Origin of the sequence: Synechococcus sp. RedBA-s (assembly GCF_024345495.1) — a bacterium.
In the GTDB taxonomy this organism is placed as follows: Bacteria; Cyanobacteriota; Cyanobacteriia; order PCC-6307; family Cyanobiaceae; genus Regnicoccus_A.
Genome location: NZ_JAGQBF010000007.1, coordinates 15862 through 38569 on the forward strand (window position 1 = coordinate 15862; position 22708 = coordinate 38569).

The following is a 22708-nucleotide window of genomic DNA, read 5'->3' on the forward strand; positions in this document are numbered from 1 at the left end:
CTGCGGCTGACAGTGCCTCGCGTGATGGGCGCCAGGAACAGCGAACAACCAACAGGCAACAGCCAATCTGAAGTTCCTGGAAAGCCCCTGGAGAAGGGCCGGCATGATCCCTAGCCTGAAGCCGATCCACCATTCACCTTCTGGCCTGCCGTGAAGACTTTCATCTACTGGTTGATGGGCGACCGGGCCGGACGGGTGGTGCTGGGCAGCTGGCGTTGGCTGTGGGGATTACCGGTGGAATCCGGTGGTCCCGTGGCCGTCGCCGTGGCCGAGGAATCCCTGCAGACGATGCAGCAATCGGTGCAGAAGCTGGCGGCGGCCGTGGCCACACAGGTGGGGTCCTACGAACGGGCCAAGAAGAAATACGAGCAAAAAGTTCAGGAGCTGAAGGGCTTCGAGAACCAAGGGGTCCTGGCCCAGAAGGCCGGCCAGGAGGAGGCCGCTCGCCTGGCGATCAGTCGGGCCATTCAGATCGAGAAACTGCTCCCCACCCTCGAGGCCCAGGTGCAGCAAGCGGAGCTGTTTGTCACCAGCTCCAAGGACAAACTCAATCGCGAACGACTGAAGCTGGAGCAATACCGCTCCGACATGCAGAACATGAAGGATCTGGCAGAAATCAATTCGGCCCTGGAGTCGATCGCCAAGGTGAACAACGACTTCGACATCGGCTCCGCCCGCTCCTCCTTCGAATCCGCCAGGAGTGCCGTTGAAGGCCGCCACCTGCGCAGCGCCGCCCTGGCTGAACTCTCCGACAACCCCCAGGAGAAACTGGCGGCCGATCTGGATCAACTCAGCCTGGACGAGGAGGTGTCGCTGCGCCTGAAAGCCCTCTCCTCAGGGTCCATGCAGCCGCTGCCGGAGGCACACCAACCATGACGATCAAGAACTCCGAGCCCGGCAGCGGCCGCAAAGGATTGCCGCCGATCGCCTACATCCTCCTGGCCGTCCTCGCCTTCGCGGCCTGGCGCTTGCTGCTGCCGCAGCTGAAGCTGCACAGCAGCCTGCAACCCACCCTGCCGGGGCTGCCGGCAGGGCCCTCCGCCGCACCCGGTGCAAGTGCACCGCCCGCTGGGTTGAGCTTTGCGCGGCTAGCGAGCGTGCCGGCCGGCACCACTGTGGCCATCGATGGATCCACCAGCATGGTGCTGATCAACGAAGCCCTCAAGGCCGGCTTCCAGCGCGCCTATCCAGGCGCAACCGTGCAGACCGCCGCCGTCGGCTCCGACAACGGCCTCCAGGGCCTGCTGGTCGGTGACATCACCCTGGCGGCGATCTCCCGCCCTCTCACAAGCGCGGAGCAGGGACAGGGTCTGGTGGCGGTCCCTGTGGCCCAGGACAGCATCGCCATTGTGGTGGGAGTAGCCAATCCCTTCCGCCGGGGGCTTTCGCGCAACCAGACGGTTCAGATCTTTCGCGGGGAGATCAACAACTGGGCCACCCTCGGGGGGAGCGACGGTCCGATACGGGTCTACAACCGCCCCAGTGTCAGTGGCACCCGCGCGGCCTTCCGCACGGTCGTGCTCGGCGGCGGCGAATTCGGAACCAACTCCACCATCACCACCCTCGCCCGTGATGCCACCACCCCAATGCTGCGATTGCTGGGAACCGACGGCATCGGCTATGCCACCTACGCCCAGGTGGCCGACCAGCAAACGGTGCGGGTGCTGCCAATCGACGGCGTCACCCCCGAAGCCCAGTCGTATCCGTTCCAGCGCCCATTGTTTTACGTGTACCGCGAGCCCGCCTCCGAAGCCGTCAAGGCCTTCCTCGGCTTCGCCTTCTCCCCCGAAGGGAAAGCCAGAGTCCAGAGCGCGGTGAAGGGCCCCTGAGCCAGGCCGGCTTTGGCTGAGCGGCGAAAGTGGGCCCCCATGGGCTTGGCCCGATGAACATGGCAATCGTGCTTCAGCTGCTGCTGGCGGTTGGCTGGCTTGCGGCCTTCGGGCTACTGGTGCTGCTGCTGGCCCTCGAGGTCACGATGGGGCGCGCTCCGCGCCTGGGGGCCAAAGAAACCACCCCCGCGGGCGCCTCAACAGGCGCAGCTGAGGTCGGCAGCGACGACTTCTTGAGCGTGATCGTGCCGACCTACAACGAGGCAACCAGGATCAACGGCTGCGTGGCAGCGTTGCTGGCGAGCGAACTGCAGGGGCTGAACTGGCGGCTGATCGTGGCCGACGATGACTCCAGCGACGGCACCGTCGAGGGGCTGGAGGCGCTGATCAAGACCGGAGCCTTCCCGTCACCGCCCCTGAAGGTACTGCGCTGCGGGACACGCCCCGCAGGCGAGACCTGGAGCGGCAAGAACTGGCCCTGCAGTGAAGCGGTGCGGCTGCTGAGCCAGCGCCCCACTCCCGATCCGGACCCCGCCGCGACGGAGTGGCTGCTGTTCATCGATGCCGATGTGACCGTGGCGCCGGCGGCCCTGGCCAGCGCCGTGGCCGAGGCCCGCCGCAGCGGCGCTGATCTGCTCACCCTCGCCCCACGCATCCGCTGCGGCTGCCTGGCGGAATGGGTGGTGCAACCGATCGTGGTGGCGCTGTTGGGCCTGGGTTTCCCGATCGCCCGCGCCAATGATCCAAACGACGACACGGCCTTTGCGGCTGGTCCGTTCATGCTCTTCCGCCGCTCCAGCTACGAGGCCATCGGGGGTCATCGAGCCCTGGCGGCGGAGGTGGTGGAAGATCTTGCCCTGGCGCGGGCAATTAAGGAGAGGGGCCTCAGGCTGCGCTACATGCTCGGCATCGAGCTGCTGGAGCTGCGCATGTATCCCGATTTCAGCGCGCTCTGGGAGGGCTGGACCAAGAACTGGCATCTGGGCCTGAGCCGCAACCCGCTGCTCACCCTTGCCAGTGGCGCCGTGGTGCTGGGCCTGTTCAGCGGCCCCTGGCTGCTGCTCCTGCTGGCGGGCCTGCAGTCAATCCAGCAACCGTTGGCCTGGCCATTCCTGCTGCCGCCCGCCCTGGTGGGGGTGGCCCTGCAGCTGGCGGTACGGATCTGGAGCCGCTGGCGTTTCGGGCTCGGCCTGCGCCACTGGTGGCTGGCCTGGATGGGAGGGCTGGTGATTGGCGCGATCGCACCGGCATCGATCTGGAAAACCAGCACGGGGCGCGGCTGGACCTGGCGGGGCCGGTCCCTCAGGCCTTACTGAGTTTCTTGACGATCCAGTTCATCAGCACCAAGGAGCCCACCAGGGCAATCAGCAGGGCGATGGTCATGGGGGGGAAGCCTTCTGGCCTGATTATGTCGGGTCGCTGAGCAGGGAATCCATCAGCACGGTTCCATCGCGCAGCAGCCGCGCCACGGTGAGGTTGCTCACCGGTTGGTCATGGCCGCCCTCCAGCAGCCACTCGGCCATTTCCATCCGCAACGCATAAGCCTCTTCGAACTGTTCAAGGTTTTCGAGGGCGTGCAGGCGGCACTCAAGCCAGTGGCGGGTTTCGCCGGGAAGCTGGCGCTGGAGGCGTCGTCGAGTCACTGGGGGCTCTCCATCCATGGCTAAATCCTGGCGGAGCGCCCCGTCTTTGGTGTAGCAAGAGGAACACATCCGGTTGGACACTGGACACCGCTGAATGCCGCCGCCATGAGCCACCGCTGCCTTGGGCCCGCCCTGGCGATCACCGCCCTGCTGGCGACCGCCGCCGCGGCGAGGGCCGCCGCCGACAGCCAGAACACCCGCCACGACTGCCGTCTCTGGCGCAGCAGCTACGGCCTGGAGCAGGTGGAGATCGCCAACCGCCTCGGTGCCGCCAACCTGCTCACAAAGGAGCACAACTTCGCGGTGGCCAGCCCCGGTGACACGCGCAGCCTCTACAACAGCTCCGATATCCGGCGTCTTTGCGCATTTCAGTGAACCCTCGGCGGCGGCCACTTACCCCGCCACCAGCCAGCGCCCACCCGCCCCCAGCAGTACTGCCGCGGCGCTGCCCCACCACAGGGCTGCCCGGCTGTTCAGCAGCAGGCGGCGCAGCAGCACCAGCGAGCCGCCCACACCCACCAGCAGCACCAGGCTCTGGCAGAAGGCGATCACGTGCTGATCGGCGCTCCAGCTGGGCAGGGGCTGCTGGAAGCTGACCAGCAGCAGCCGGCCCGCCTCCGCCATCCCCACAGGCAGGTGCCGCGCCAGCAGCAGGGCCCACAGCAGGGGCAGCAGGCCATAGAGCCCCAGGCGCACGCGCCGGGCGGCCCGGGCCGGTGGCGTCAGCCAACTGCCCAGCCGGAGCGCCAGCAAGGCCAGGGCCGAGGGCAGCGCCAGGGCCAGAACCGCAAAGGCCAGGCGCGGCAGCAGGGGACCCTCCTGCAGGCTCTCGGGGGCCAGGGGCAGACCGCCCAGCAGGCGATCCCAGAACTTGAGGCAGACACCCCCGGCCAGCACCAGGATCAGGCCCGCCTCACCATCGGGTGGGGCCATCTCCCGCTGCAGATCGGCGGCGGGGGGCCGCAGGCTCAGTTGCACGGAGCGGTGCGGGCAGGCCTGGGCACAGGTGAGGCAGAGAACGCAGTTGCGGTTGTCTTCCAGGTGGGCGGGGTGGGTGCCCAGCGGACAGCCCGCCGTGGCCAGGCCCTCGCCATCGGCGGGACCGCCCTTGAAGCAGGCATAGGTGCTGCAGCTGCCGCTGCAGGTGCCCACCTGGGCGCGCAGCTCCAGCACCGAGAGCTTGGCGAACAGGCCGTTCATCCCCCCCACCGGGCAGAGATAACGGCACCAGAAGCGCTTCTCGAAGCGCAGGGAACCGATCACGGCGCCGGCGGTGATCAGCAGCAACAGCACACTGCTCAGGCGGGCGCTGTTCTCCAGATCCGCCAGCTCCTCCCAGAGCAGGATCGCGGCGAAGCCGGCGGCCAGGACCGGCGCTGCCCAGCGGTCGGTCTCCCCCCTCGGCCAGCGGGGGGGCTGCCAGCCCAGGGCAGCGGCCAGCTTCTGGCTGATCTCACCCCAGACCATGAACGGGCAGAAGGAGCACCAGAGGCGGCCCACCAGGGGATACCCAAGCAGGATCAGGGGCCACCACCAGGCCCAGAACAGGTTCAGCACCCCGTTGTGGGCACGGTCCTGGGGACCCAGCCACAGCCACAGGTTCACCAGCACGAACACCCAGCTCACCAGACCGAAGAGCAGGGCGTTCCACAGCCGTGGTGAGCGCATCCACAAGCGAAGGGAGGGCTTCCAGCGCCACAGGTCGAAGCGCGGGCGGATCTGACGGGAGGGGGGCCAGAAGACCTCTTCCGGAAGCTCCGGCGGCGGCTCGCCATCGGCTGGAACCGGCAGCTGGCGGAGAGCCCGCTCCACCAGGTCCTCAAGCTCGCGCACGTTGCCAGGGAAGTCACGGGTCTGCAGGCGCCGGATCAGCTCCGTGCCCACCACCGGCGCCACCGGCCAGCCCAGGGCCCGGCTCTTGAGACGCAGGTCGTAGCGCAGCCAGTCGCCCAGGTCCTGGCGCCGGACCCGTAGCGGCGGCACCCGAATCAGCGTGCAGGCACGCTCAAAACTGGGCACCACCGCCTCGGTGGTGAAGAACACCCGGCCGGGGAAGTGGTGGGGGGCTTCGGCTGGATCCGGTGCCTGCCAGCGGCCACTCGTGGCAAGCTCCAGCAGGGCAGGCAGCAATTGGGGATCGACCCGATCGAGCTTGTCGATCAGCAGGGCTCCCACCTCGGGGTTCTCCAGGAAGGAGGTCTCACCGCCACGGCCGGCGGCACCGAACAGCTCGGCGCCATCGCCCCGCAGCAGCGCGCCGTCGAGCCGCAGCATCAGCAGCCGCCGGGCGGGAGAGCCGAAGTGGATCAACGCGGCGATGTTGTCCTTCTCCAGGCCCGGCTCGCCGCTGATCAACAGGGCACCCCCCCTGGAATCCAGAGAGGCCGCCCGCACCGCCTCTCTCAGGGTGCGCGCGTAACGGCTGTCGCCGACAATGCCGCGGCGGGCGCGGCCCACCAGATGGGGCGCCAGATTGAGCAGGCTGTCGGCCACTGGCGCTTCCTGCTGATGAGGCTGCATTCTGCGGCGAGGATCTGTACCGCACCCATCCCATGACGCTGACTCTTTACGGCGGAGCCCGCTCGAGGGCCTCGATGCCGCGCTGGTATCTCGCCGAGAAGGAGATTCCCTACACCTGGCGCCTACTCGACATGCAGGCTGGAGAGCACCGGCAGGAGGCCTTCCTGGCCCTCAATCCTTTCGGCAAGGTGCCGGTCCTGGAGGACGCCAGCGCCGAGACCCCTCTGGGCGGCCACCTGCGCCTGTTCGAGAGCGGCGCGATCCTGCTCTACCTCGCTGATCGTTACGGCCAAGAGTTCACCAGCTCCGAGCAACGGGCCCTGGCCGAGCAGTGGGTGCTGTTCGCCAATGCCACCCTGGCCACGGCCCTGTTCGTGGAGTCGGCCCGGGAGCGGGAGTTTCCACGGCTGATGGCCGCTCTCGACCAACTCCTGGCCAAAGGGAGCCCCTTGATCGGTGAGGCCTGGGGTGTGGCCGACTGCGCCGTGAACGCCCACCTGGCTTACCTGCCGGTCTTTTTCCCCCAACTCGATCTGAGCCCTTACCCGGCGGTTCAGGCCACGATCGAGGCCACCCGCACCCGGCCCGCCTACCAGGCGGCGATGGCCACAGCCTGAGCGCACGCGGCGATGGCGGATCAACCCCTTGATCGGGCTCCCTTCCACTGGCGGGGGCAGCGGCTGGAGCTGCTAGCAGCCAAGGCCCTCTGGGATCCCCTGCAGGAGCTGCTGCTGCTGGCCGACCTGCACCTGGGCAAGGCCGAGACCTTCCAGAGCCACGGCATCGCCCTGCCCAGTGACGGGGATGCCGGCACCCTCAACGCTCTGCTGACCCTGGCCCACCGCTGGCGGCCCCGGGAGGTGGTGGTGCTGGGCGATCTGATCCACAGCCGGATCGGCCTCACCACCGAGCTGCGCCAGAAACTCAGAGCCCTGCCCCAGCTGCTGGGCTGCCCCGTGAGGCTGATCGGCGGCAACCACGAACGCGGCAGCTGGATTGAGGGACTGCCCCAGGAGCCAGCTACGGCCCGGGGGGGTCTCTGGCTCAGCCATGGCCCCGAAGACCTGCCCCCTTCCGGGTCTGGCGATCTTCTGCACGTCTGCGGCCACCTGCACCCTGTGGCGCTGATCGGCAACCGCAGCGACCGACTGCGCCTGCCCTGCTTCAGCTACAACGCCGTTGGCGAGAGGCTGGTGCTGCCCTCCTTCGGGCAGCTCACCGGCGGACAGCCCTGCGATCCGCGCGAGCAGATCTGGCTGGTGGCTGACGGGGCGATCGTGCCCTGGCGAACCTCAGCCCTCGGCCGCTAGGGCGCGCACCACGTCGCCACGGGTGAGCACCCCCACCACGGTCTCCCCCTCACGCACAAACAGCCGCTGGGTGGAGCGGTCGTGCAGCAGCTTGGCGGCGGCCGCCAGCGACACCTCGGCGCTGCAGCTGTGGGGATGGCGGCTCATCACATCGCCCACCGTATTGCCGAGCACCTGGTGCACCTGCTTATCCCAGTCGAGGGGGTTGCGCAGGTAGATGACGGCGTCGAGCAGCATCACATAGGGGCCGGCATCAAAGCCGCTCTCCCGCACCATCAGATCCTGCTCACTCAGTTCAGCGATCAGGGCCCCCTGCTCATCGAGCACGGGCAGGCCGCTGATGTGGTGATCACTCATCAGCTTCACCGCCTCCTGCAGCGGCGTGGTCGGTGTCACCGACAGCACTGGTGTGGACATCGCGTCGGCCACCCGTACGGTTCCTGGGGTGTCGGGAGTCATCGGTGCAGAGCGTCTGCAAGGGTTCTAGGCCAGCGTGGGGGCCCGCCCAGGCCCCGCCGCCATGACTCCTTCAACACCTGAATCCGCTGGCGGGCGGCCCGCCGTTCCCCTGGCACGCCGCCTGGCCGACGCACTCACTGTGGCCCGGGCTTTTCTGGGACTGCCCCTGCTGCTGGCCCTCGGCGCCGGTCAGGCGGGCCTGGGCTGGGCGTTGCTGCTGCTGGGCGGCTTCAGCGACTGGGCCGACGGCTGGCTGGCCCGGCGCTCAGGCGGCGGCTCGGTCTGGGGGGCACGGCTTGACCCGCTCACCGACAAGATCCTGATCAGCGCCCCCCTGCTTTGGCTGGCGAGGGAAGGGACCCTGCCCCTCTGGGCCGTGTGGCTGCTGCTGGCGCGCGAGCTGCTGATCTCCGGCTGGCGGGCCGACCAGGCCAGCGGCGCTCCGGCCTCAGCCGCCGGCAAGGCGAAGACCGTGCTCCAGTTCACGGCCCTGCTACTGCTGCTCTGGCCGCTCACCTGGCCCCTGGCCAACGGCCTGCGCAGCCTGGGCTGGTGGCTGTTCTGGCCCTCGCTGCTGCTGGCGTTCAGTTCAGGCGCCAGCTACCTGAGGGCAGGCCTCAGCCGGCCAGCAGGGCCTGATCGGAGCTGAAGTCTGGGGTGGTGGCTCCGCGCAGGGCGTAATCGTTGCTATAGCTATCGGCCAGGCCGGTTTCGAGATCGAAGGCGGGCGACCAGGCCAGCTCCCTCTGCACCCTGTGGATGTCGGTGAGGAAGTGGGCCAGACGCAGGGGGAAGGCCTTGCGGGCTTTCTTATCGAGGCCAGAGGGATCGAAACTGCGGATCTCCACGGCCTCGGGCTCGACGCCGCAGGCCCTCGCCGCCGCGGCCACCAGGCCCCGAAAGGTAACGCCCTTGGCGCCACTGCAGTTGTAGATGCGGTTGGCCGCGGCCTCCACATCCAGGCAGCGGGCCATCGCTGTGGCCAGATCACTCACATGGCCCAGCTGGGTGATGGTGGTGCCATCGCCGGGCAGGGGCACCGGCTGGCCGTGGACGATCCGATCGAAGAACCAGCTCTCCACCGGGTTGTAGTTGCCAGGTCCGTAGATGTACGTGGGGCGGAAGCTGGTGAAGGGAATCGCCTGCTGGCGCAGCCAGGCCTCGGTGTCGAGCTTGCCGGCATGGCGGCTGGCGGGGTCGGTGGCTGCGTCCTCATCCAGGGGCCAGAGCTCGCTGTCGGCATAGACGCCGGCGGAGCTCACGTACACGAAGCGGTAGCTCGGAGCTCCCGTGCGCTCCAGCACCGCCTGGCTGTCGGCTCCACTGCGGCCGCTGGAGTCGATGATCACGTCGAAGTCGCGGCCCCGCAGCGGCTCCAGGGCGGAGGGGTCGCTGCGGTCGCCCGAGAGATGCTCCACGCCCTCGGGCAGGGGCTGGCGGCCGCGGGTGAAGAGGGTGAGCTCGTGCCCGGCGGCGAGCAGATGAGCCACCAGCGGCTTGCCGATGAAACGGGTTCCACCCATCACCAGGATCTGCACGGTCATTCAGCGGGGAGGGCGCCATTCAAGCGGCCGGGGCGGCTGCCACTGAAATGCTGTTTAGAAAAGATCGACCGTCAGACCATGCCGCGCTGGACCGAGTTGCTGCGCTCCGTGAACAACCTCAAGCTGCTGGCGGCCATTGGCCGCAGCGGCGGCGATCTGCACTCGGTGGCCGATCTGGTCGACAACATGCTCAAGAGCCCCCAGATGGACGCCTGCGTGCGCCGCTTCCGCGCCGTGCCGGGGGGTGGCGAGATGATGGACCAGCGCTACCCGCCCCTGCAGCCGGACATCGAGCGCATGATCCAGATGCCAGTGGGCAGCCTTGGCCGCGGATACGCCCAGCTGATCCGCGAGCTCAACTACGACCCTGAATTCTTCCGGCCCCGCCCCATCGACACCGAGGCGCGCTGGCTGACCCAGCGGATCGCCACCACCCACGACATCCACCACGTGGTGACGGGTTTCGGCACAGGCCCCGTGGGAGAGAACGGTGTGCTGATGATCACCGCCAACCAGATCGGCTTCCCTGCCTACGTGCTGCTCAACAGCGCCGCCCAACTGAACAGTTTCCGCCAGCAGAGCCCGCATGGCGCTGTTCAGCTCGATTTCGAGCAGCTCAGCGCCGCCCTGGCCCAGGCAATGGCCATCGCACGCGCGGCCTCCTGCCTGGCGGCGGTGCGCTGGGAGGAGGGCTGGGAGCGGCCGGTTCAAAGCTGGCGCGAGGAGCTGGGAATCCGCGAGCCTGCCGATCTCGAATCCTATGGGCTGGGCACAACCGTGCAGGTGTAGGGACAGAGATCACCCCTTGCTCTCAACGGCCAAACCGCCAATCCCCACAACAATCGCTCCGCTGGGTTGCGGGGTGTCTATAGGCCCACCTCGTGATGTTGTCGTGACGCTCAGCCTCGTCGAGAGCAACCTTTTCTGAAGGGGGATAGCGGCGGCAACTACCCAGGGGTGGGGGAGAACTGGAGTTCCCATGCCAGCTCTTCCAGAAGCGGCAGTTTCCACAGCACTGATTTTCTCGCCTCACGACATACCTTCCCTTGCCGGATTCAGAGCAGCAGTCCAGGAGAGCAGGAGGGCAGGAGACCAGGCCCGCTTTCAGTCCTTAATACCTGACGACTCAGAGTCCGACCATGACCCCACGAATCGAGTCCATCAATCCGAAAATGTGGAGAAGCAAGACGACTACGGCAACCACGAGTGCAACGGTAAATAAAATGAGATCCGTCAGGAAACCCTCAGTTTTTGATGAAAGGGAAAGAGCCAAACTACCAACGATCTGCAGCTAGCCGTTAAGCGATCCATTGGCCTGTTCTGCCACTCCATACCGTCCTTCCTAGGGCCATCAAAAGAAAGGTCACCCAAAGGTATTCATGCGAACAAGCAATCAAAGGCCAGGAATCGCCTTGACACGGGAATCTGCTGTCATGGCCAACTCCATTCGCCCCCCATCGATCAGATTCCCCTATTCCCACTGAGAAAACGAAAGATGATAATGATTACAGCAATCACCAGTAATAAGTGAATCAATCCTCCCAAGGACGTGGAGGCAACCAAGCCAGCCAACCATAGAACGACCAGCACGACAACGATCGTTTCCAGCATGATGATTTTCCGAGTGATGATGTATAGCGAGGGTCATGGACGCATCCCACCAGGATGGCGGACCCACTCCGGCCTGGATGCCGTCCAAGAATCGATCAGCTGAGATTGTCGGCAAGTCGTTCCGCCGCATCAGCGACAGTCTTCGCTCCTGACCTAGCCTCCGCCTTCAGGTCTACTGCCACATTCATGGCTGATCCCTGCACCTGCTTTGCCTTGCCCTGAATCTGGTGTCCGGTATCACCAGTCAGTTCGCCATAGGCGGATTCAAGACGGCCTTCCGTTTCTTTTGCTTGTGCATCTAATCGATTGGGCATGGTACTCAGTGCGATTGGACTGAAGGAACAAAGATCTGCTGATGCTGCCATGACTGACCATGGTGGGATCACTGAGCAGACGTTCAGCGCTGCTGCAAAAGCGACGACGAGAGTCCTGACCAGGTGAGCCCAAGGGGACATCCCGAGGCTGTTCCAACCCAAGGTCTAAACATGCCGCCGGGCTGCAACCGCATCACCGTCCTCTCCTCCTCGACTCCACCGCTCGCAACGGCTCAAAGTCCAGGCACAGCAAGACGCCTGGGTCGATAATCGATTTATTGCACGCCTGACTGCACGTGACAAAAAAACCGGGAACTGGCAGGGCTACTGGCCCGATGGCCGGCTATCGCCATCGCTGACGGATGACCGAGCCAGCAGGATGGCAAAAACCTAAGACTGAACTAAAATCACAGGATCAATACAGATTCCAGCTCAACAGCAAGGATATGCGTCTCAATGCAGGCTGCCAACTTCTCTTTGAGGCATCCGCTCCTTCTTCGCTGATCGTGATGCTGCGACCACGCAGTGGACCTGGACAAAGGGTTGTACGAGAGACGAATGAAGTCAGGCCGGATTCTGTCGCCACAGATTTCGTTGACATCAATGGCAATCTCTGCCAGCGGCTTCTGATCGCTCCAGGCTGCTTTCAAGTCGAAAATACAGTCACAGTCGAAACCGCTGATCGAATTGATATCGCGCCAGGAGCCGCTTTTGTTCCTGTGCACGAGCTGCCTGAATACGCTCTGCCGTTTCTGTTGCCAAGCCGTTACTGTCAGTCCGATTTACTGAGTGACTTGGCACGTACGATTGTTGAAGGCCATGAGTTTGCCTATGACCAGGTCGAAGCAATAAGCAGCTGGATTCATGCCAATGTTGAGTATCGCTATGGCACAAGCAACGCCTCAACATCTGCGCTTGATACCGTCAGCACACGAGTCGGCGTCTGTCGTGACTTTGTCCATCTAGGCATTGCTTTGTGCCGCAGCCTCAGCATTTCTGCTCGCATGGTGGTGGGCTATCTTTACAAGCTTGAGCCCATGGATCTCCACGCCTGGCTTGAAGTCTTCGTCGGAGGTCGCTGGTATATTTTTGATCCCACTCAGACCCTGCCAAAGGGAAATCGGATCGCGATTGCCTATGGCAAGGATGCAGCCGATGTTGCCCTGGCCAACGAGTTTGGACCTGTCAACCTGACTGGGATGAAGGTATGGGTTGAAGCTGCACAACAATGAGCTGCACAACAATGAGACGATGCGTTGCCATGCTGATCTCCATACCCAGCACCAACACCGAAGCCATCAGCCGCCGACTGAGGCTCTGAATCAGATGAAAGCAGGCTACTGGCTACGGCTTGAGCGAGGAAGCGAGAGCGTCGTAAGAGCCATCAGCATCACCGGCAACTCCTGGCAAGCCACCAGGAATGGACGCCACCCAGCGAGGATGTGCGATGACCACGGCTCCAACCGCCCCGCCATGCAGATCATCCCCGCCATCGACCTTCTCGACGGCCACTGCGTGCGCCTGCACCAAGGCGATTACGACCAGGTCACCCGCTTCAGCGACGATCCGGTGGCCCAGGCCCTCTCCTGGCAGGAGCAGGGGGCCGAACGACTGCACCTGGTCGACCTCGACGGGGCCCGCAGCGGGCTGCCCGTCAACGATGCCGTAGTGCGCGCCATCACCGCCGCCCTCACGATCCCCGTGCAGCTCGGGGGCGGCGTGCGCACCGCGGAGCGGGCCGACGACCTGCTGGCCTGCGGCCTCAATCGCGTCATCCTCGGCACCGTGGCGATCGAGCAGCCAGAGCTGGTGCGGCAGCTGGCGGCCCGCCATCCCGGCCGCATCGTCGTGGGCATCGATGCCCGCAACGGCCTGGTGGCCACCCGCGGCTGGATTGAGGACAGCCGCACCGTGGCCACCGAGCTGGCCGCCAGCTTCGAGGGCAGCGGCGTGGCGGCGATCATCAGCACCGACATCGCCACCGACGGCACCCTGGCCGGGCCCAACCTGGAGGCCCTGCGGGGCATGGCCGAAGCCACTTCCCTCCCAGTGATCGCCTCCGGAGGCGTGGGCTCGGTCACCGACCTGCTGGCCCTGCTCAGCCTGGCTCCGCTGGGGGTGGAGGGAGTGATCGTGGGCCGTGCTCTCTACGATGGCAGTGTCGATCTTGGCGAAGCTCTGCAGGCGGTGGGATCCGCGCGACTGCAGGACCCCATCGATGCCTCGCTCTGCTGATCGAAAGGAGCTCACCCCTGCATGGAGCCAGATGCTCGATCCCGGCCTTTAACATAAGGAAGATTCCTGATCTGGCCAGCGTCAACGTGTCCGTCGCCGTCACCACCACAGCCGTGCCGGTGAGTTCCGGAGAAACCCCATCACTCGGCGGAGAGTCGGCTGGGGCTGCCGGCGAGAGCGCTCAGCTGGATTCGTCCCCAGCTGACCTGCGCGCCACGGTGGCCCAGGCGTTCCGGCGCTGCCGTGATCTGGGCATGCGCCTGAGCCGCCAGCGGCGGATGGTGCTGGAGCTGCTCTGGAGTGATCGCCGTCACCTCAGTGCCCGCGACATCTTCGAGCGCCTCAATGTCCAGGGCCGCAACATCGGCCACACCTCCGTCTATCAGAACCTCGAAGCCCTGCAATCAGCCGGTGTGATCGAGTGCCTCGATCGCGCCAGCGGGCGGCTCTACGGCTACCGCAGTGATCCCCACAGTCACCTCACCTGCCTGCAAAGCGGCGAGATCGAGGACCTCGACGTGGTCTTACCCCAGGAGCTGGTGCAGCAGATCGAGGATCTCACCGGTTACAGCATCGAGTCGTACACCCTCCAGCTCTACGGCCGCCGCCGGCCCTGATCCGATCTCGGCCCTGGAGTTTCTCGCGCGCGCTCGTTACCTTGAGCCCATGTACCGAACCGGCGCGTGACTGAGCCTGCGGCCGCCACTGGGGCTGCCGGGACCCCCAGGTCCCAGGTGCTGCTGCTGGCCCAGCCCCTGCTGCGTCAGGGACTGAGCAGCTTGCTCGCGGAGGCGAGCCCCCCCTGCCGGGTGGCGGGCAAATCTTCTGAGCTTGAAGGCGCTCCGCAGTTGGTGATCTGGAGCCTGGAGGCCCCGATCCATCCCGGCAACCTGCTGCTGGAGCTGGAGCGGCTAGAGCAGCGCTGGCTGCCGGCGCCCCTGCTCCTGCTGATTCCCGCCCGGCCCGGCTGCAGCAGCGAGTGGCTGCTGCAGCTTCCAGCCGCGGGACTGCTGCAGGAGCCCGAGCCAGAAGCCTTGCTGGAGGCCGTGGCCACCCTGCTTCAGGGGGGTCGGGTGGTGGCTCTGAACGGGGAAGGCAGCTCCGGCGTAACTGACAACTCGGGTGGCGTCTGGGAAGCTGGAACGATGGGGCTCGGCCAGTGGCTGCTGATCAGCGGCCTGCAGCAGATCGATCATGAGCTGGAACTCGGCCGCCGGCTGCTGGATCCTCCCCCCGCCAACCTGCTGCTGCAGCTGATCCTGGAAGGCCGGCAGCGGGAACTGTGCTCCGCTCGGACCATGCTGATCTGGCTCTGGGGGCCGGCGTCGATGGCCTGGGGGGCCACAGGACTGCCCCCGGAGCCGAAAAGCCCTGCGCATGAACCCCGCCCCCCCAGCGGCGGCAGCACCGCCATCACCCTGCGGCAGCGCACCGCCGTGGCGGTGTGGGAGGCGATCCACCAACGCCTGAGCCAGGCCAGCCAGGGGCCGCTGCTGCGCCAGGACAGCGCCGAGCTATTCGCCCTTGAGGGCCTGAGCCAGGAGCGGCGGCGGGACCTGTTCCTGGCCCTGCTGAGCCAGCTGGATCTGCTGTTGCTGCAGCTGCGCCAGGAGCGCCTGCGCGGCGACGACCTGCAGGGCCGCTGGCTGAACCTGCAGCCGGAACTGCGCCGCCAGGCCCTGCGCCAGATGGCCGGCCCCTACGTGCAATTGCCCCAGCAGGGGGCCCTGCTGCCTGTGGCCGACACCCTCACTAACCAGGGCAGCTTCGATCTCGACGACCCGGAACTGCCCCCCAGCCAGCCGATGCTGGCGGCCCTGCTCACGGCCCAGCCGCTGCTGGTGGACGGTCGCCTGCTGGCCCCCGACGAACCCCAGGCTCTGCTCTACCTCGAGGCCCTGGTGAGCAACTGGGTGATCCGCAGCGCCGAGCGCATCAGCGCCGATGTGCTGGCCAGTTGCGGCGACTGGCCGGAGCTGCGCCGCTACCTGCTGGTGAAGGAGCTGATCGCCACCCGCAGCCTGGAGCGCCTGCGCAACCAGCTCAATGCTCAGCAGCGCTGGAGCGAGTGGTTCGAGAAGCCGATCCAGCTCTACGAGAGCCAGCGGCGGCTCTACCGCCTCGAAGAGGGGGGAACGATCTGCCCGCTGCTGCTCACCGAACCCCGCGACGAGGAATTGCGCCAGCTGGGTTGGCTGCAGCAGAGCGTCACCCTGGCGCTGGAGGCCCGCGACGCCCTGGCACCGCAGCTGCGGGCCCTGCTGCAGCGCGTCGGTGATCTGATCGTGGTGGTGCTCACCCAGGTAATCGGTCGTGCCATCGGCCTGGTGGGTCGCGGGATCCTCCAGGGGCTCGGGCGAGGCATCAGCAGGCCCTGAGGGTCACAATGGCCCCAGCCCATCTGGTGTTCGGTTGCGCCTCCCTGCCCGCCTCGGCTTCCAAGCTGCCCGCTTCGGCTGCCAAGCCGCTCCCCTCTCGGCCCTCAGGGCCGGTCTGCTCAGTCTGATCCTTGGCGCCTGGCTGCTGCTGGCCCCGGCGTCTCCAGCGGCGGCGGCCCTCACCACCAACAGCTACGACGGCAACATCTACTCGCTCTATGCCGGCAACGGCTCGCTGGTGCCGCCCCGCAGCAGCCTCGCCGAGGCCCTGGCTGACCACCGGCCCGTGGTGCTGATCTTCTATCTCGATGACAGCGCCGACAGCAAGCAGTTCGCCCCCGTGGTCTCGGAGCTGCAGCGGCTGTGGGGATCGAGGGTCGAGATCATTCCGCTCACCACCGATCAGCTCCAGAACCGGTCCGAGGAGGGCAGCAACGACCCCGCCCACTACTGGAAGGGTCTGATCCCCCAGGTGGTGGTGCTCGATCCCGCCGGCCGCGTGGTGTTCGACGGCAAGGGGCAGGTGAGCACAGAATCCATCAGCGAAGCCCTGAACAAGGCCACCGGACTCAATCCCGCCGGCAGCGCCAACACCAGTGCCACCCGCAGCTTCAATGAGCTGAACAGCGAAGTGGTGCCCGCAGGCTGATGACCATCCAGCCGGTAGCCCCCACACGCCGCGAAAGCGACAGCCTCGGTGCCATCGAAGTGCCGGCGGAGCACTACTGGGGCGCCCAGACCCAGCGCTCGATACGAAATTTCCCTTTCGGTGCGGCAATGCCGTTGGAGGTGGTGCAGGCCTTCGGTCAACTCAAGGCGGCCTGCGCCGAGGTGAACCAAACCGAAGGAAAGCTCGCTCCGAAGCTGGCGGCGCTGATCGTGGTCGCCGCCGAGGAGGTGGCGAGCGGGGCTCTGGATCAGGAGTTCCCGCTGAAGGTCTGGCAGACAGGCTCGGGCACCCAGACCAACATGAACGTCAATGAGGTGATCGCCAACAGGGCAATCGAGGCCGCTGGCGGCACGCTGGGCAGCAAGGCGCCGGTCCACCCCAACGACCACGTCAACCTGAGCCAGTCGAGCAACGACACTTTCCCCACCGCCCTCCACGTTGCGGTCGTGCTGGAACTAGAGAGGCGGTTGATTCCGGCCGTGGAGGCGCTGATCACAGCCCTTTATGCCAAGGCGGAGAAGTTTGCAGGGATTATCAAGATCGGCCGCACCCACCTGCAGGATGCTGTGCCGCTCAGCCTGGGCCAGGAGTTCAGCGGCTATGTGGCCCAGTTGGAGCTGGGGCTCGACAGTCTGCGCCACACGCTGCCCCAGGTGCGCCAGCTGGCGATCGGCGGCACGGCGGTGGGCACCGGACTCAATGCCCCCCCAGGCTTCGGCGAGAAGGTGGCGGCACGGCTGGCCGAACGGATCGGCCTGCCGTTCAGCAGCGCACCGAACAAGTTCCAGGCCCTGGCGGGCCATGAACCCCTGGCGGCAGCTCATGGCGCCCTCACGGTGCTGGCCGGAAGCCTGCTGAAGATCGCCAACGACATCCGCTGGCTCGGCAGCGGACCTCGCTGTGGACTGGGCGAGTTGATCTTGCCGGAGAACGAACCAGGCTCCTCAATCATGCCGGGCAAGGTGAATCCCACCCAGTGCGAAAGCCTCACGATGGTGGCCGTGCAGGTGATGGGGAACAACACCGCTGTGCAGATGGCGGCCAGCCAGGGCAACTTCGAGCTCAATGTGTTCAAGCCGCTGATCGCCCACAACATGCTGGAAAGCATCGAGCTGCTCACCGGCGGCTGCACCAGCTTCCGCGAGCACTGCATCGAAGGGCTCGCGGCCAATGAGAGTCGCATCAGTGTTCTGCTGGATCAGAGCCTGATGTTGGTGACGGCTCTCACCCCGGCGATCGGCTACGACCGCGCCTGCGCTATCGCCAAACATGCCCACGAGCACCGGCTTAGCCTCAAGGAAGCAGCCCTGGTGCTTGGCGAGATCAACGCCGAGGAGTTCGATCGGTGGGTGAAGCCGGAGGCGATGGTGTGAGCGAGCCCCATGGCGGCCTCAACACGGTACTGAAATCACTCAGCGACGAAGTGTCCTTGAAGCAGGTGTCAGCGTTGCGACTGCGGGCCGCCATCGATCAGCTGTGGAACGACTACTCCTACCGAGAGAATGCCCAACGGCTGCAGCAGGCCTGTGCTGTAGCTGGGTCTGCGTGAGCGATCCGGCAATTTGATTTCGAAAGCGTTGTGGGTGGGAATCCTCAGAAAGTGGCGAACTCCCCTGACCCATGACCAGCTCTTCGCGCCCACCGGGCCTGATCCAGCGGTACCGGGAGGAATTACAGGTGCGCCACTACGCCCGCCGTACCGTATAAACCTACGAGCAGTGGCTGCGGCGTTGCCTGCGCTTCCACGCAATGCGCCACCCTCGGGAGATGGGAAACGCGGAGGTGAATACGTTCCTGAACCACCTGGCGGTGGAGCTGCAGGTGAGCGCCTCAACCCAGAACCAGGCGCTGGCAGTGCTGCCTGATGAGAGCACCGGGCCGAACCGCAGGAAATGGGCAGGGTTGCGGGGACCAATGAACGATTTGCCATCGATTCCTGCTGACAACTACGCTCTCTGCCGCGGTTCACACTGGTGCCTGCATGGATTGCGAAGATCGAAAGTTCTCTGACTCCCGCGCCGCAGAAGAAAAGAGTTAGCGGACAAACCGAAAAAGATCTAGAAGAAACTACACGTTCGCGCACGAGTACCTTTTCTTCAGAGCACGGTACGCACCGACGAGAGGGAGCAGAGTCAGCGGCGAGAAATTGAAGGGGATAGTAGTTACTTGAGATGTAAATTGACCGTCACTAGGGACGAAAGCATTGAATGTAACTCGGGTATTAGCGTTACATACAGACCTACCACACTCGAATTGACCAGAAAATAAACTAAAGTTGCTAGCCTGATTAAAGGTTTGGCCGGGCAGCGGAAAAAGCAGAGGATTGCTTAAGTCAAGCTTAAACTGTCTCTCATTTCGACTTTCAAAGAAGAAGTTCGGATCCGCACCTGTTCCGTTCGAAATCCCAGTCCCCGGGGCCGATATGTTAAGTGGTGCAGTACCATTACAGCCAACTACGTTTAAACACATTTGATTGCCTATAATTATCAAGCTGGCTGCTTGTGCGGTGGTTTGCACCCTGCCGAGCCGCAAATTAATGACAGGGTTGACAGCAAAGCTAGGCGTAGTTCCTACCAAGCTTTCGTCGAATGAAATGGATCCGAAGACTCTTGCAAAACCGGTTTGTTCGCCAGTAGTAGTTTGAATTGCCCCACTTAAAATAGCGTCAACATTATATGTCAATGCATTAGCGCCCGTGAACACGGTCAGCCAAAGGGGAGCAAGGCCGATGGACAATGCTAACGGGTTGACCTTCATTGCTCAGCTTTAATATCGATTCCGATTGCTATACTTGCACCAGCAGGGATCAGCCTGTCACGATATGCTGACAACTCTCCAGCCGCTTCTGCGGGATGGGGATCCTGTCCGGCGGATCTCAGCTTTCAAGCACAAGGCTCGAACGAGGCGGCGGTCAGCGAATATCATCGCGCTGTTCCAGTCGCGACGCACTGGGACAGCCCTCCTGCCGTCCTCCGACTTCCCTATGAAGATTCGCCTCCAACGCGCCGGTGCCCTGCTGGGTCCTGGCCTTCTGCTGTTCACGGCGTCCGCTCCGTTCCACCAGCTCGCGTCCGCCGAGACGCTGGTGCGAGCAGCCGGCCGCTGCAAGCTGGAGAGAGCGGGCAATTTGCTCTTCAACGGCCACTGCAGCTTCAAGCACAAGGCGGCCGGCGGCACCGATGCGTTTGTGGTGAAGCTCGATGACGGCACCGACTTCAACTTCTCTGGCCCCAGTCCTCAGGCCCTGCAACTGCAGACCTACGACGGGATCGTGAACGTGCGCCACAACGCCAAGCCCGACCACGACCTGTTCCTGTGGAACGCCGACGGGGGAGAGCATCGCCTCTCGGTGAAGCTCGACACCGCGCAGAACCCTGACGCGCAGTTCCAGGACCAGCCCCAGAAGGCCACCAGCGCCACCCTGGTCGGTGTCGCGCTTGGAGGGCTGATCGGCGCTCTGATCGGAGGATCTGCCAAAGGCGGCGGCAGCAGCGAAGCCGCCCGCGTGGGAACCCCGGTGAGCGCACTGCAGTCGCTGGTGGGGGTGAAGGGCGCCAATGCCGAGAGCGAGCTGACCAGCAAGGGGTACACCTACCGGGGTGGCGACCAGCTCGGCGACAGTGCCTTCACCTACTGGCAGCAGCCCCGTACCAAAAACTGCGTGGCGGTGCGTACCACCGATGGGCGCTATCAGTCGATCACCTACACCGAGCCGAGCAAGTGCAAGTGATCGTCTGATCGCTTAGGCCATTGATCGCCCAAGGTCGCCGGTCCTCAAATCGGCGGCCTTGAGCTTGACGTGATGCCCTTCAGTACAATTCGCACAGCCGAAGACATGATTGCTTCCAATTGGGGAGCTTGACCTGTGAAATCCAGAAAGAAATAGGCCGCCTTCAATCCAGTGATGGAATCAATAGGTGACTCTGGAAAGCCTAGTCCGATCGCAAGGCAATGGCCCCTAAGTGCAGAACAGGACAGTATTGGGCGCGCTTTTCCGATTCGCAGTCTTCAGAGCAGTTAACATCTCACGGCTTCATCTTTAGTCACTGCAGACGAAAGAATTCCAGCGTATAGTACTTTTCCTACCTGTCGCCAAACATGGACTCAATAACTGCTGAGCAGAGCGCCTCGAGCCGCAAGCCAACTGTATGGATCGGAGTTCAGCTATATCTGGGCTATCTGGCAATATTCTTTGCCACATGGATCACAACTAGGGTTGATTACAATCGGATTGGCGAGAATGCGCAAAACATGAAGCTATGGTATGCGTTTCCAACTTTATTCGGATGCGCGTTCCTTGTGGCTGCCATCACTATCCTGGGATGGTGGCGCATAGTTCTGTTCGACAGGACGAAGTCCGGCCCCAGATGGATTTGGACACTTCCTATCGCGATGGCGGGAATCATTCTGATTAACTTCTTGGGTGCGGCCTCGAAACCGCTCACGTTTGAGCTTCTCGCTTGGTCAATACTCGGAGCTTTGGGTGTTGGATTCGGCGAGGAAATGATTACTCGGGGAAGTCTGATTGTGGGCCTTCGAAGCCGTCTGGGCGAAGGCAAGGTATGGCTGATCAGCTCCTTCTTGTTTTCTGCAATGCATATTCCCAATGTCCTCTTCGGATTTCCGCTATGGGCCATGCCCGTACAAGTGCTATTGACATTCATCATGGGCAGTGGTTTCTACGCTCTTCGCCGCATGTCCGGCACGCTGATTTTACCAATGGTTCTACATGGGCTTTGGGACAGCGCCTTGTTCCTAAATGTCGCTGTTGGCAGAGAACCCTCCTCTATCCAATACTCCGTGTACCCCATCGCGATAGCTTGCGTAATCGCAGTCCTTCGTTGGGAGCGGAATGCGCAAGCCCGGCATGGGTAACGCTTCATAGGTGCCGACAGGATAAAATGCTTCTCTATACTGCTATAAGCCCTTATGGGTGTCTTCAGACTTGATACTGTCCCTATCATCTGTTTCTTAGGTTGCCTAACATCAAGATCCAGCGGGCGCGGCCAGAAATGTCTGATGTATGCATTGCGGTCTGCTTCGCCGCTGGTCTGGAGCGTTAGGCCGAGAAGGAAAACATGACCACGAGAAGGCACTTCTTGCACAGCACGGGCATGCTAACGACCGGGCTTCTCATGGGCTGTGCAGCGGTGCGCACAAGAGATGCAAGAGACTTGGATGACAAGTGGTTCATGCCCGACGAGGCCGAGCGTCATGACCGCACCTGGATGGCTTTCGGTGCGAGCGAGATCATTTGGGGCAGAAAGCTGCTCCCGGAAGTTCGGCGCAATCTCGCGACAGTCGCCAAGGCCATTGCCCGTCACGAGCCGGTGTCCATGCTTGCGCGCCCAAGTGAACTTGACGTGGCGCGCTCCCTCGTCGGGCCGTCGGTGGACTTGATCGCATGTCCGTTGGACGATCTGTGGGTGCGGGACACGGGCCCGACCTTCGTATTGACCGAGCAGAGGCGCAAGGCAGCCATTGATTTCAACTTCAACGGCTGGGGCGAAAAGCAAGAGTTCGGACGGGACGCCAAGGTGGCCGCCTTGGTGGCAAGGCACGCGGGGGCGCGCGTGATCAACACCGACCTCGTCCTGGAAGGCGGCTGTATCGAGGTTGACGGGCATGGGACCGCCATCATCACGGAAAGCTGCGTCCTGAACGACAACCGGAATCCTGGCGTTTCGAAAGCCCAGTTCGAAGACAAGCTGATGCCGCTGCTAGGGCTAGACAAGATCATCTGGCTGCCCGGCATCAGGGGGAAGGACATCACCGACGGACATACTGATTTCTATGCCCGTTTCGCCAGCCCCGGCATCGTGCTCGCAGGCTATGACCCGGATCCCGAATCCTATGACCACGAGATTACGAAGCGGCATCTGGAGATTCTCCGGGCTGCCGCAGATGCAGGCGGCCGCAAACTGGAGGTCATCGTTCTCGAAGGGCCGACGACCATCCGCGAGGCCTACGCAACAGACGAGTTCGCGGCTGGCTACATCGGCTTTTATGTGTGCAATGCGGCCGTCATCATGCAGGAGTTCGGCGACGCGCAAGCCGACCTTGCCGCCAAGAAAGCCTTGGAGAAGGCGTTCCCCGACCGGGTAATTGAACAGGTTGCCATTGACGGCATCGCTGCGGGTGGAGGTAGCATTCACTGTGCTACGCAACAAGAGCCGGCGGCCTAACAAGAGCATG

General features: G+C 64.1%; 24 protein-coding genes and 1 pseudogene. 19 read left to right on the top strand and 6 right to left on the bottom strand.

Going from position 1 to position 22708, the window contains the following annotated elements:
• Positions 1-150: 150 nt before the first annotated feature.
• From KBY67_RS03915 to KBY67_RS03925, 3 genes are read left to right on the top strand one after another with little or no spacing between them, the layout of a single operon-like run.
• The gene (locus tag KBY67_RS03915; protein ID WP_255108960.1) at positions 151-876 is read left to right on the top strand and encodes a PspA/IM30 family protein; all 726 of its coding nucleotides are present in this window, start codon (positions 151-153) and stop codon (positions 874-876) included.
• Positions 873-1829, top strand: a complete 957-nt coding sequence (locus KBY67_RS03920; RefSeq protein WP_255108962.1) for a phosphate ABC transporter substrate-binding protein — start codon at positions 873-875, stop codon at positions 1827-1829. The genes KBY67_RS03915 and KBY67_RS03920 overlap by 4 nt, the downstream gene beginning before the upstream one ends.
• 53 nt (positions 1830-1882) lie before the next feature.
• Positions 1883-3145 carry a glycosyltransferase family 2 protein gene (locus tag KBY67_RS03925; protein WP_255108964.1) on the top strand — a complete coding sequence of 421 codons (1263 nt, stop codon included), beginning with the start codon at positions 1883-1885 and terminating at the stop codon, positions 3143-3145.
• Positions 3146-3235: 90 nt separating this feature from the next.
• Here KBY67_RS03925 and KBY67_RS03930 read toward each other — a convergent pair whose 3' ends face one another.
• Positions 3236-3472 carry a hypothetical protein gene (locus KBY67_RS03930; protein WP_255108966.1) on the bottom strand — a complete coding sequence of 79 codons (237 nt, stop codon included), beginning with the start codon at positions 3470-3472 and terminating at the stop codon, positions 3236-3238.
• Positions 3473-3577: 105 nt separating this feature from the next.
• Here KBY67_RS03930 and KBY67_RS03935 point away from each other — a divergent pair, with 105 nt between their 5' ends.
• A complete protein-coding gene (locus KBY67_RS03935; RefSeq protein WP_255108968.1) occupies positions 3578-3847 on the top strand; it encodes a hypothetical protein in 270 nt (89 codons plus the stop codon).
• Between the two features lie 18 nt (positions 3848-3865).
• Here the strand turns inward: KBY67_RS03935 and KBY67_RS03940 are convergent, their stop codons facing one another.
• Positions 3866-5992: a 4Fe-4S binding protein gene (locus KBY67_RS03940; protein WP_255108970.1), complete on the bottom strand. Its 2127-nt coding sequence runs from the start codon at positions 5990-5992 to the stop codon at positions 3866-3868.
• Positions 5993-6024: 32 nt separating this feature from the next.
• Here KBY67_RS03940 and KBY67_RS03945 point away from each other — a divergent pair, with 32 nt between their 5' ends.
• Positions 6025-6609: a glutathione S-transferase family protein gene (locus KBY67_RS03945; RefSeq protein WP_255108972.1), complete on the top strand. Its 585-nt coding sequence runs from the start codon at positions 6025-6027 to the stop codon at positions 6607-6609.
• Positions 6610-6621: 12 nt separating this feature from the next.
• Positions 6622-7302, top strand: a complete 681-nt coding sequence (pdeM, locus tag KBY67_RS03950; RefSeq protein ID WP_255108974.1) for a ligase-associated DNA damage response endonuclease PdeM — start codon at positions 6622-6624, stop codon at positions 7300-7302.
• Here pdeM and KBY67_RS03955 read toward each other — a convergent pair.
• The gene (locus KBY67_RS03955) at positions 7285-7719 is read right to left on the bottom strand and encodes a CBS domain-containing protein (protein WP_255109131.1); all 435 of its coding nucleotides are present in this window, start codon (positions 7717-7719) and stop codon (positions 7285-7287) included. The genes pdeM and KBY67_RS03955 overlap by 18 nt on opposite strands.
• Before the next feature lie 103 nt (positions 7720-7822).
• Here KBY67_RS03955 and KBY67_RS03960 point away from each other — a divergent pair, with 103 nt between their 5' ends.
• Entirely contained in the window at positions 7823-8410 is a 588-nt protein-coding gene (locus tag KBY67_RS03960) for a CDP-alcohol phosphatidyltransferase family protein (protein ID WP_255108976.1), read from the top strand.
• Here the strand turns inward: KBY67_RS03960 and KBY67_RS03965 are convergent.
• Entirely contained in the window at positions 8379-9299 is a 921-nt protein-coding gene (locus KBY67_RS03965; protein WP_255109133.1) for an NAD-dependent epimerase/dehydratase family protein, read from the bottom strand. The two genes, KBY67_RS03960 and KBY67_RS03965, sit on opposite strands and share 32 nt — an antisense overlap.
• 84 nt (positions 9300-9383) lie before the next feature.
• Between KBY67_RS03965 and KBY67_RS03970 the strand changes: the two genes are divergently transcribed.
• A complete protein-coding gene (locus KBY67_RS03970; protein ID WP_255108978.1) occupies positions 9384-10094 on the top strand; it encodes a Coq4 family protein in 711 nt (236 codons plus the stop codon).
• A 672-nt stretch (positions 10095-10766) separates the two neighbouring features.
• On the opposite strand, the gene KBY67_RS03975 is transcribed toward KBY67_RS03970, so the two are convergent.
• Both KBY67_RS03975 and KBY67_RS03980 read right to left on the bottom strand, forming a co-directional pair.
• Positions 10767-10916 carry a lmo0937 family membrane protein gene (locus KBY67_RS03975; RefSeq protein ID WP_255108980.1) on the bottom strand — a complete coding sequence of 50 codons (150 nt, stop codon included), beginning with the start codon at positions 10914-10916 and terminating at the stop codon, positions 10767-10769.
• Positions 10917-11011: 95 nt separating this feature from the next.
• Positions 11012-11371 carry a CsbD family protein gene (locus KBY67_RS03980; RefSeq protein ID WP_255108982.1) on the bottom strand — a complete coding sequence of 120 codons (360 nt, stop codon included), beginning with the start codon at positions 11369-11371 and terminating at the stop codon, positions 11012-11014.
• A 221-nt stretch (positions 11372-11592) separates the two neighbouring features.
• Between KBY67_RS03980 and KBY67_RS03985 the strand changes: the two genes are divergently transcribed.
• The 11 genes and pseudogenes from KBY67_RS03985 to KBY67_RS04035 all read left to right on the top strand — a co-directional run bounded on the left by KBY67_RS03985 (position 11593) and on the right by KBY67_RS04035 (position 22698).
• Entirely contained in the window at positions 11593-12462 is an 870-nt protein-coding gene (locus KBY67_RS03985; RefSeq protein ID WP_255108984.1) for a transglutaminase family protein, read from the top strand.
• Positions 12463-12703: 241 nt separating this feature from the next.
• Complete coding sequence (gene hisA, locus KBY67_RS03990) at positions 12704-13465, top strand: 1-(5-phosphoribosyl)-5-[(5-phosphoribosylamino)methylideneamino]imidazole-4-carboxamide isomerase (protein ID WP_255108986.1); 762 nt, start codon at positions 12704-12706, stop codon at positions 13463-13465.
• A gap of 86 nt (positions 13466-13551) precedes the next feature.
• Entirely contained in the window at positions 13552-14082 is a 531-nt protein-coding gene (locus tag KBY67_RS03995) for a Fur family transcriptional regulator (RefSeq protein WP_399213878.1), read from the top strand.
• Between the two features lie 66 nt (positions 14083-14148).
• Positions 14149-15843: a DUF3685 domain-containing protein gene (locus tag KBY67_RS04000; protein ID WP_255108988.1), complete on the top strand. Its 1695-nt coding sequence runs from the start codon at positions 14149-14151 to the stop codon at positions 15841-15843.
• A 34-nt stretch (positions 15844-15877) separates the two neighbouring features.
• Positions 15878-16492 carry a thylakoid membrane photosystem I accumulation factor gene (locus tag KBY67_RS04005; protein ID WP_255108990.1) on the top strand — a complete coding sequence of 205 codons (615 nt, stop codon included), beginning with the start codon at positions 15878-15880 and terminating at the stop codon, positions 16490-16492.
• On the top strand, positions 16492-17886 hold the full coding sequence (gene fumC, locus KBY67_RS04010; RefSeq protein ID WP_255108992.1) for a class II fumarate hydratase: 1395 nt from the start codon (positions 16492-16494) through the stop codon (positions 17884-17886). The genes KBY67_RS04005 and fumC overlap by 1 nt, the downstream gene beginning before the upstream one ends.
• Positions 17859-18062, top strand: coding sequence for a hypothetical protein (locus tag KBY67_RS04015; protein WP_255108994.1), 204 nt, complete (start codon positions 17859-17861; stop codon positions 18060-18062). Before fumC ends, KBY67_RS04015 begins: the two co-directional genes overlap by 28 nt.
• Before the next feature lie 170 nt (positions 18063-18232).
• A pseudogene (locus tag KBY67_RS04020) lies at positions 18233-18523 on the top strand (site-specific integrase); the annotation flags it as partial.
• Positions 18524-19496: 973 nt separating this feature from the next.
• Entirely contained in the window at positions 19497-20243 is a 747-nt protein-coding gene (locus KBY67_RS04025) for a hypothetical protein (RefSeq protein WP_255108996.1), read from the top strand.
• A 368-nt stretch (positions 20244-20611) separates the two neighbouring features.
• Positions 20612-21388 (top strand): CPBP family intramembrane glutamic endopeptidase, encoded by a 777-nt coding sequence (locus tag KBY67_RS04030; protein WP_255108998.1) that lies wholly within the window; start codon positions 20612-20614, stop codon positions 21386-21388.
• 299 nt (positions 21389-21687) lie between these two features.
• On the top strand, positions 21688-22698 hold the full coding sequence (locus tag KBY67_RS04035; RefSeq protein WP_255108999.1) for an agmatine/peptidylarginine deiminase: 1011 nt from the start codon (positions 21688-21690) through the stop codon (positions 22696-22698).
• Positions 22699-22708 lie beyond the last annotated feature (10 nt).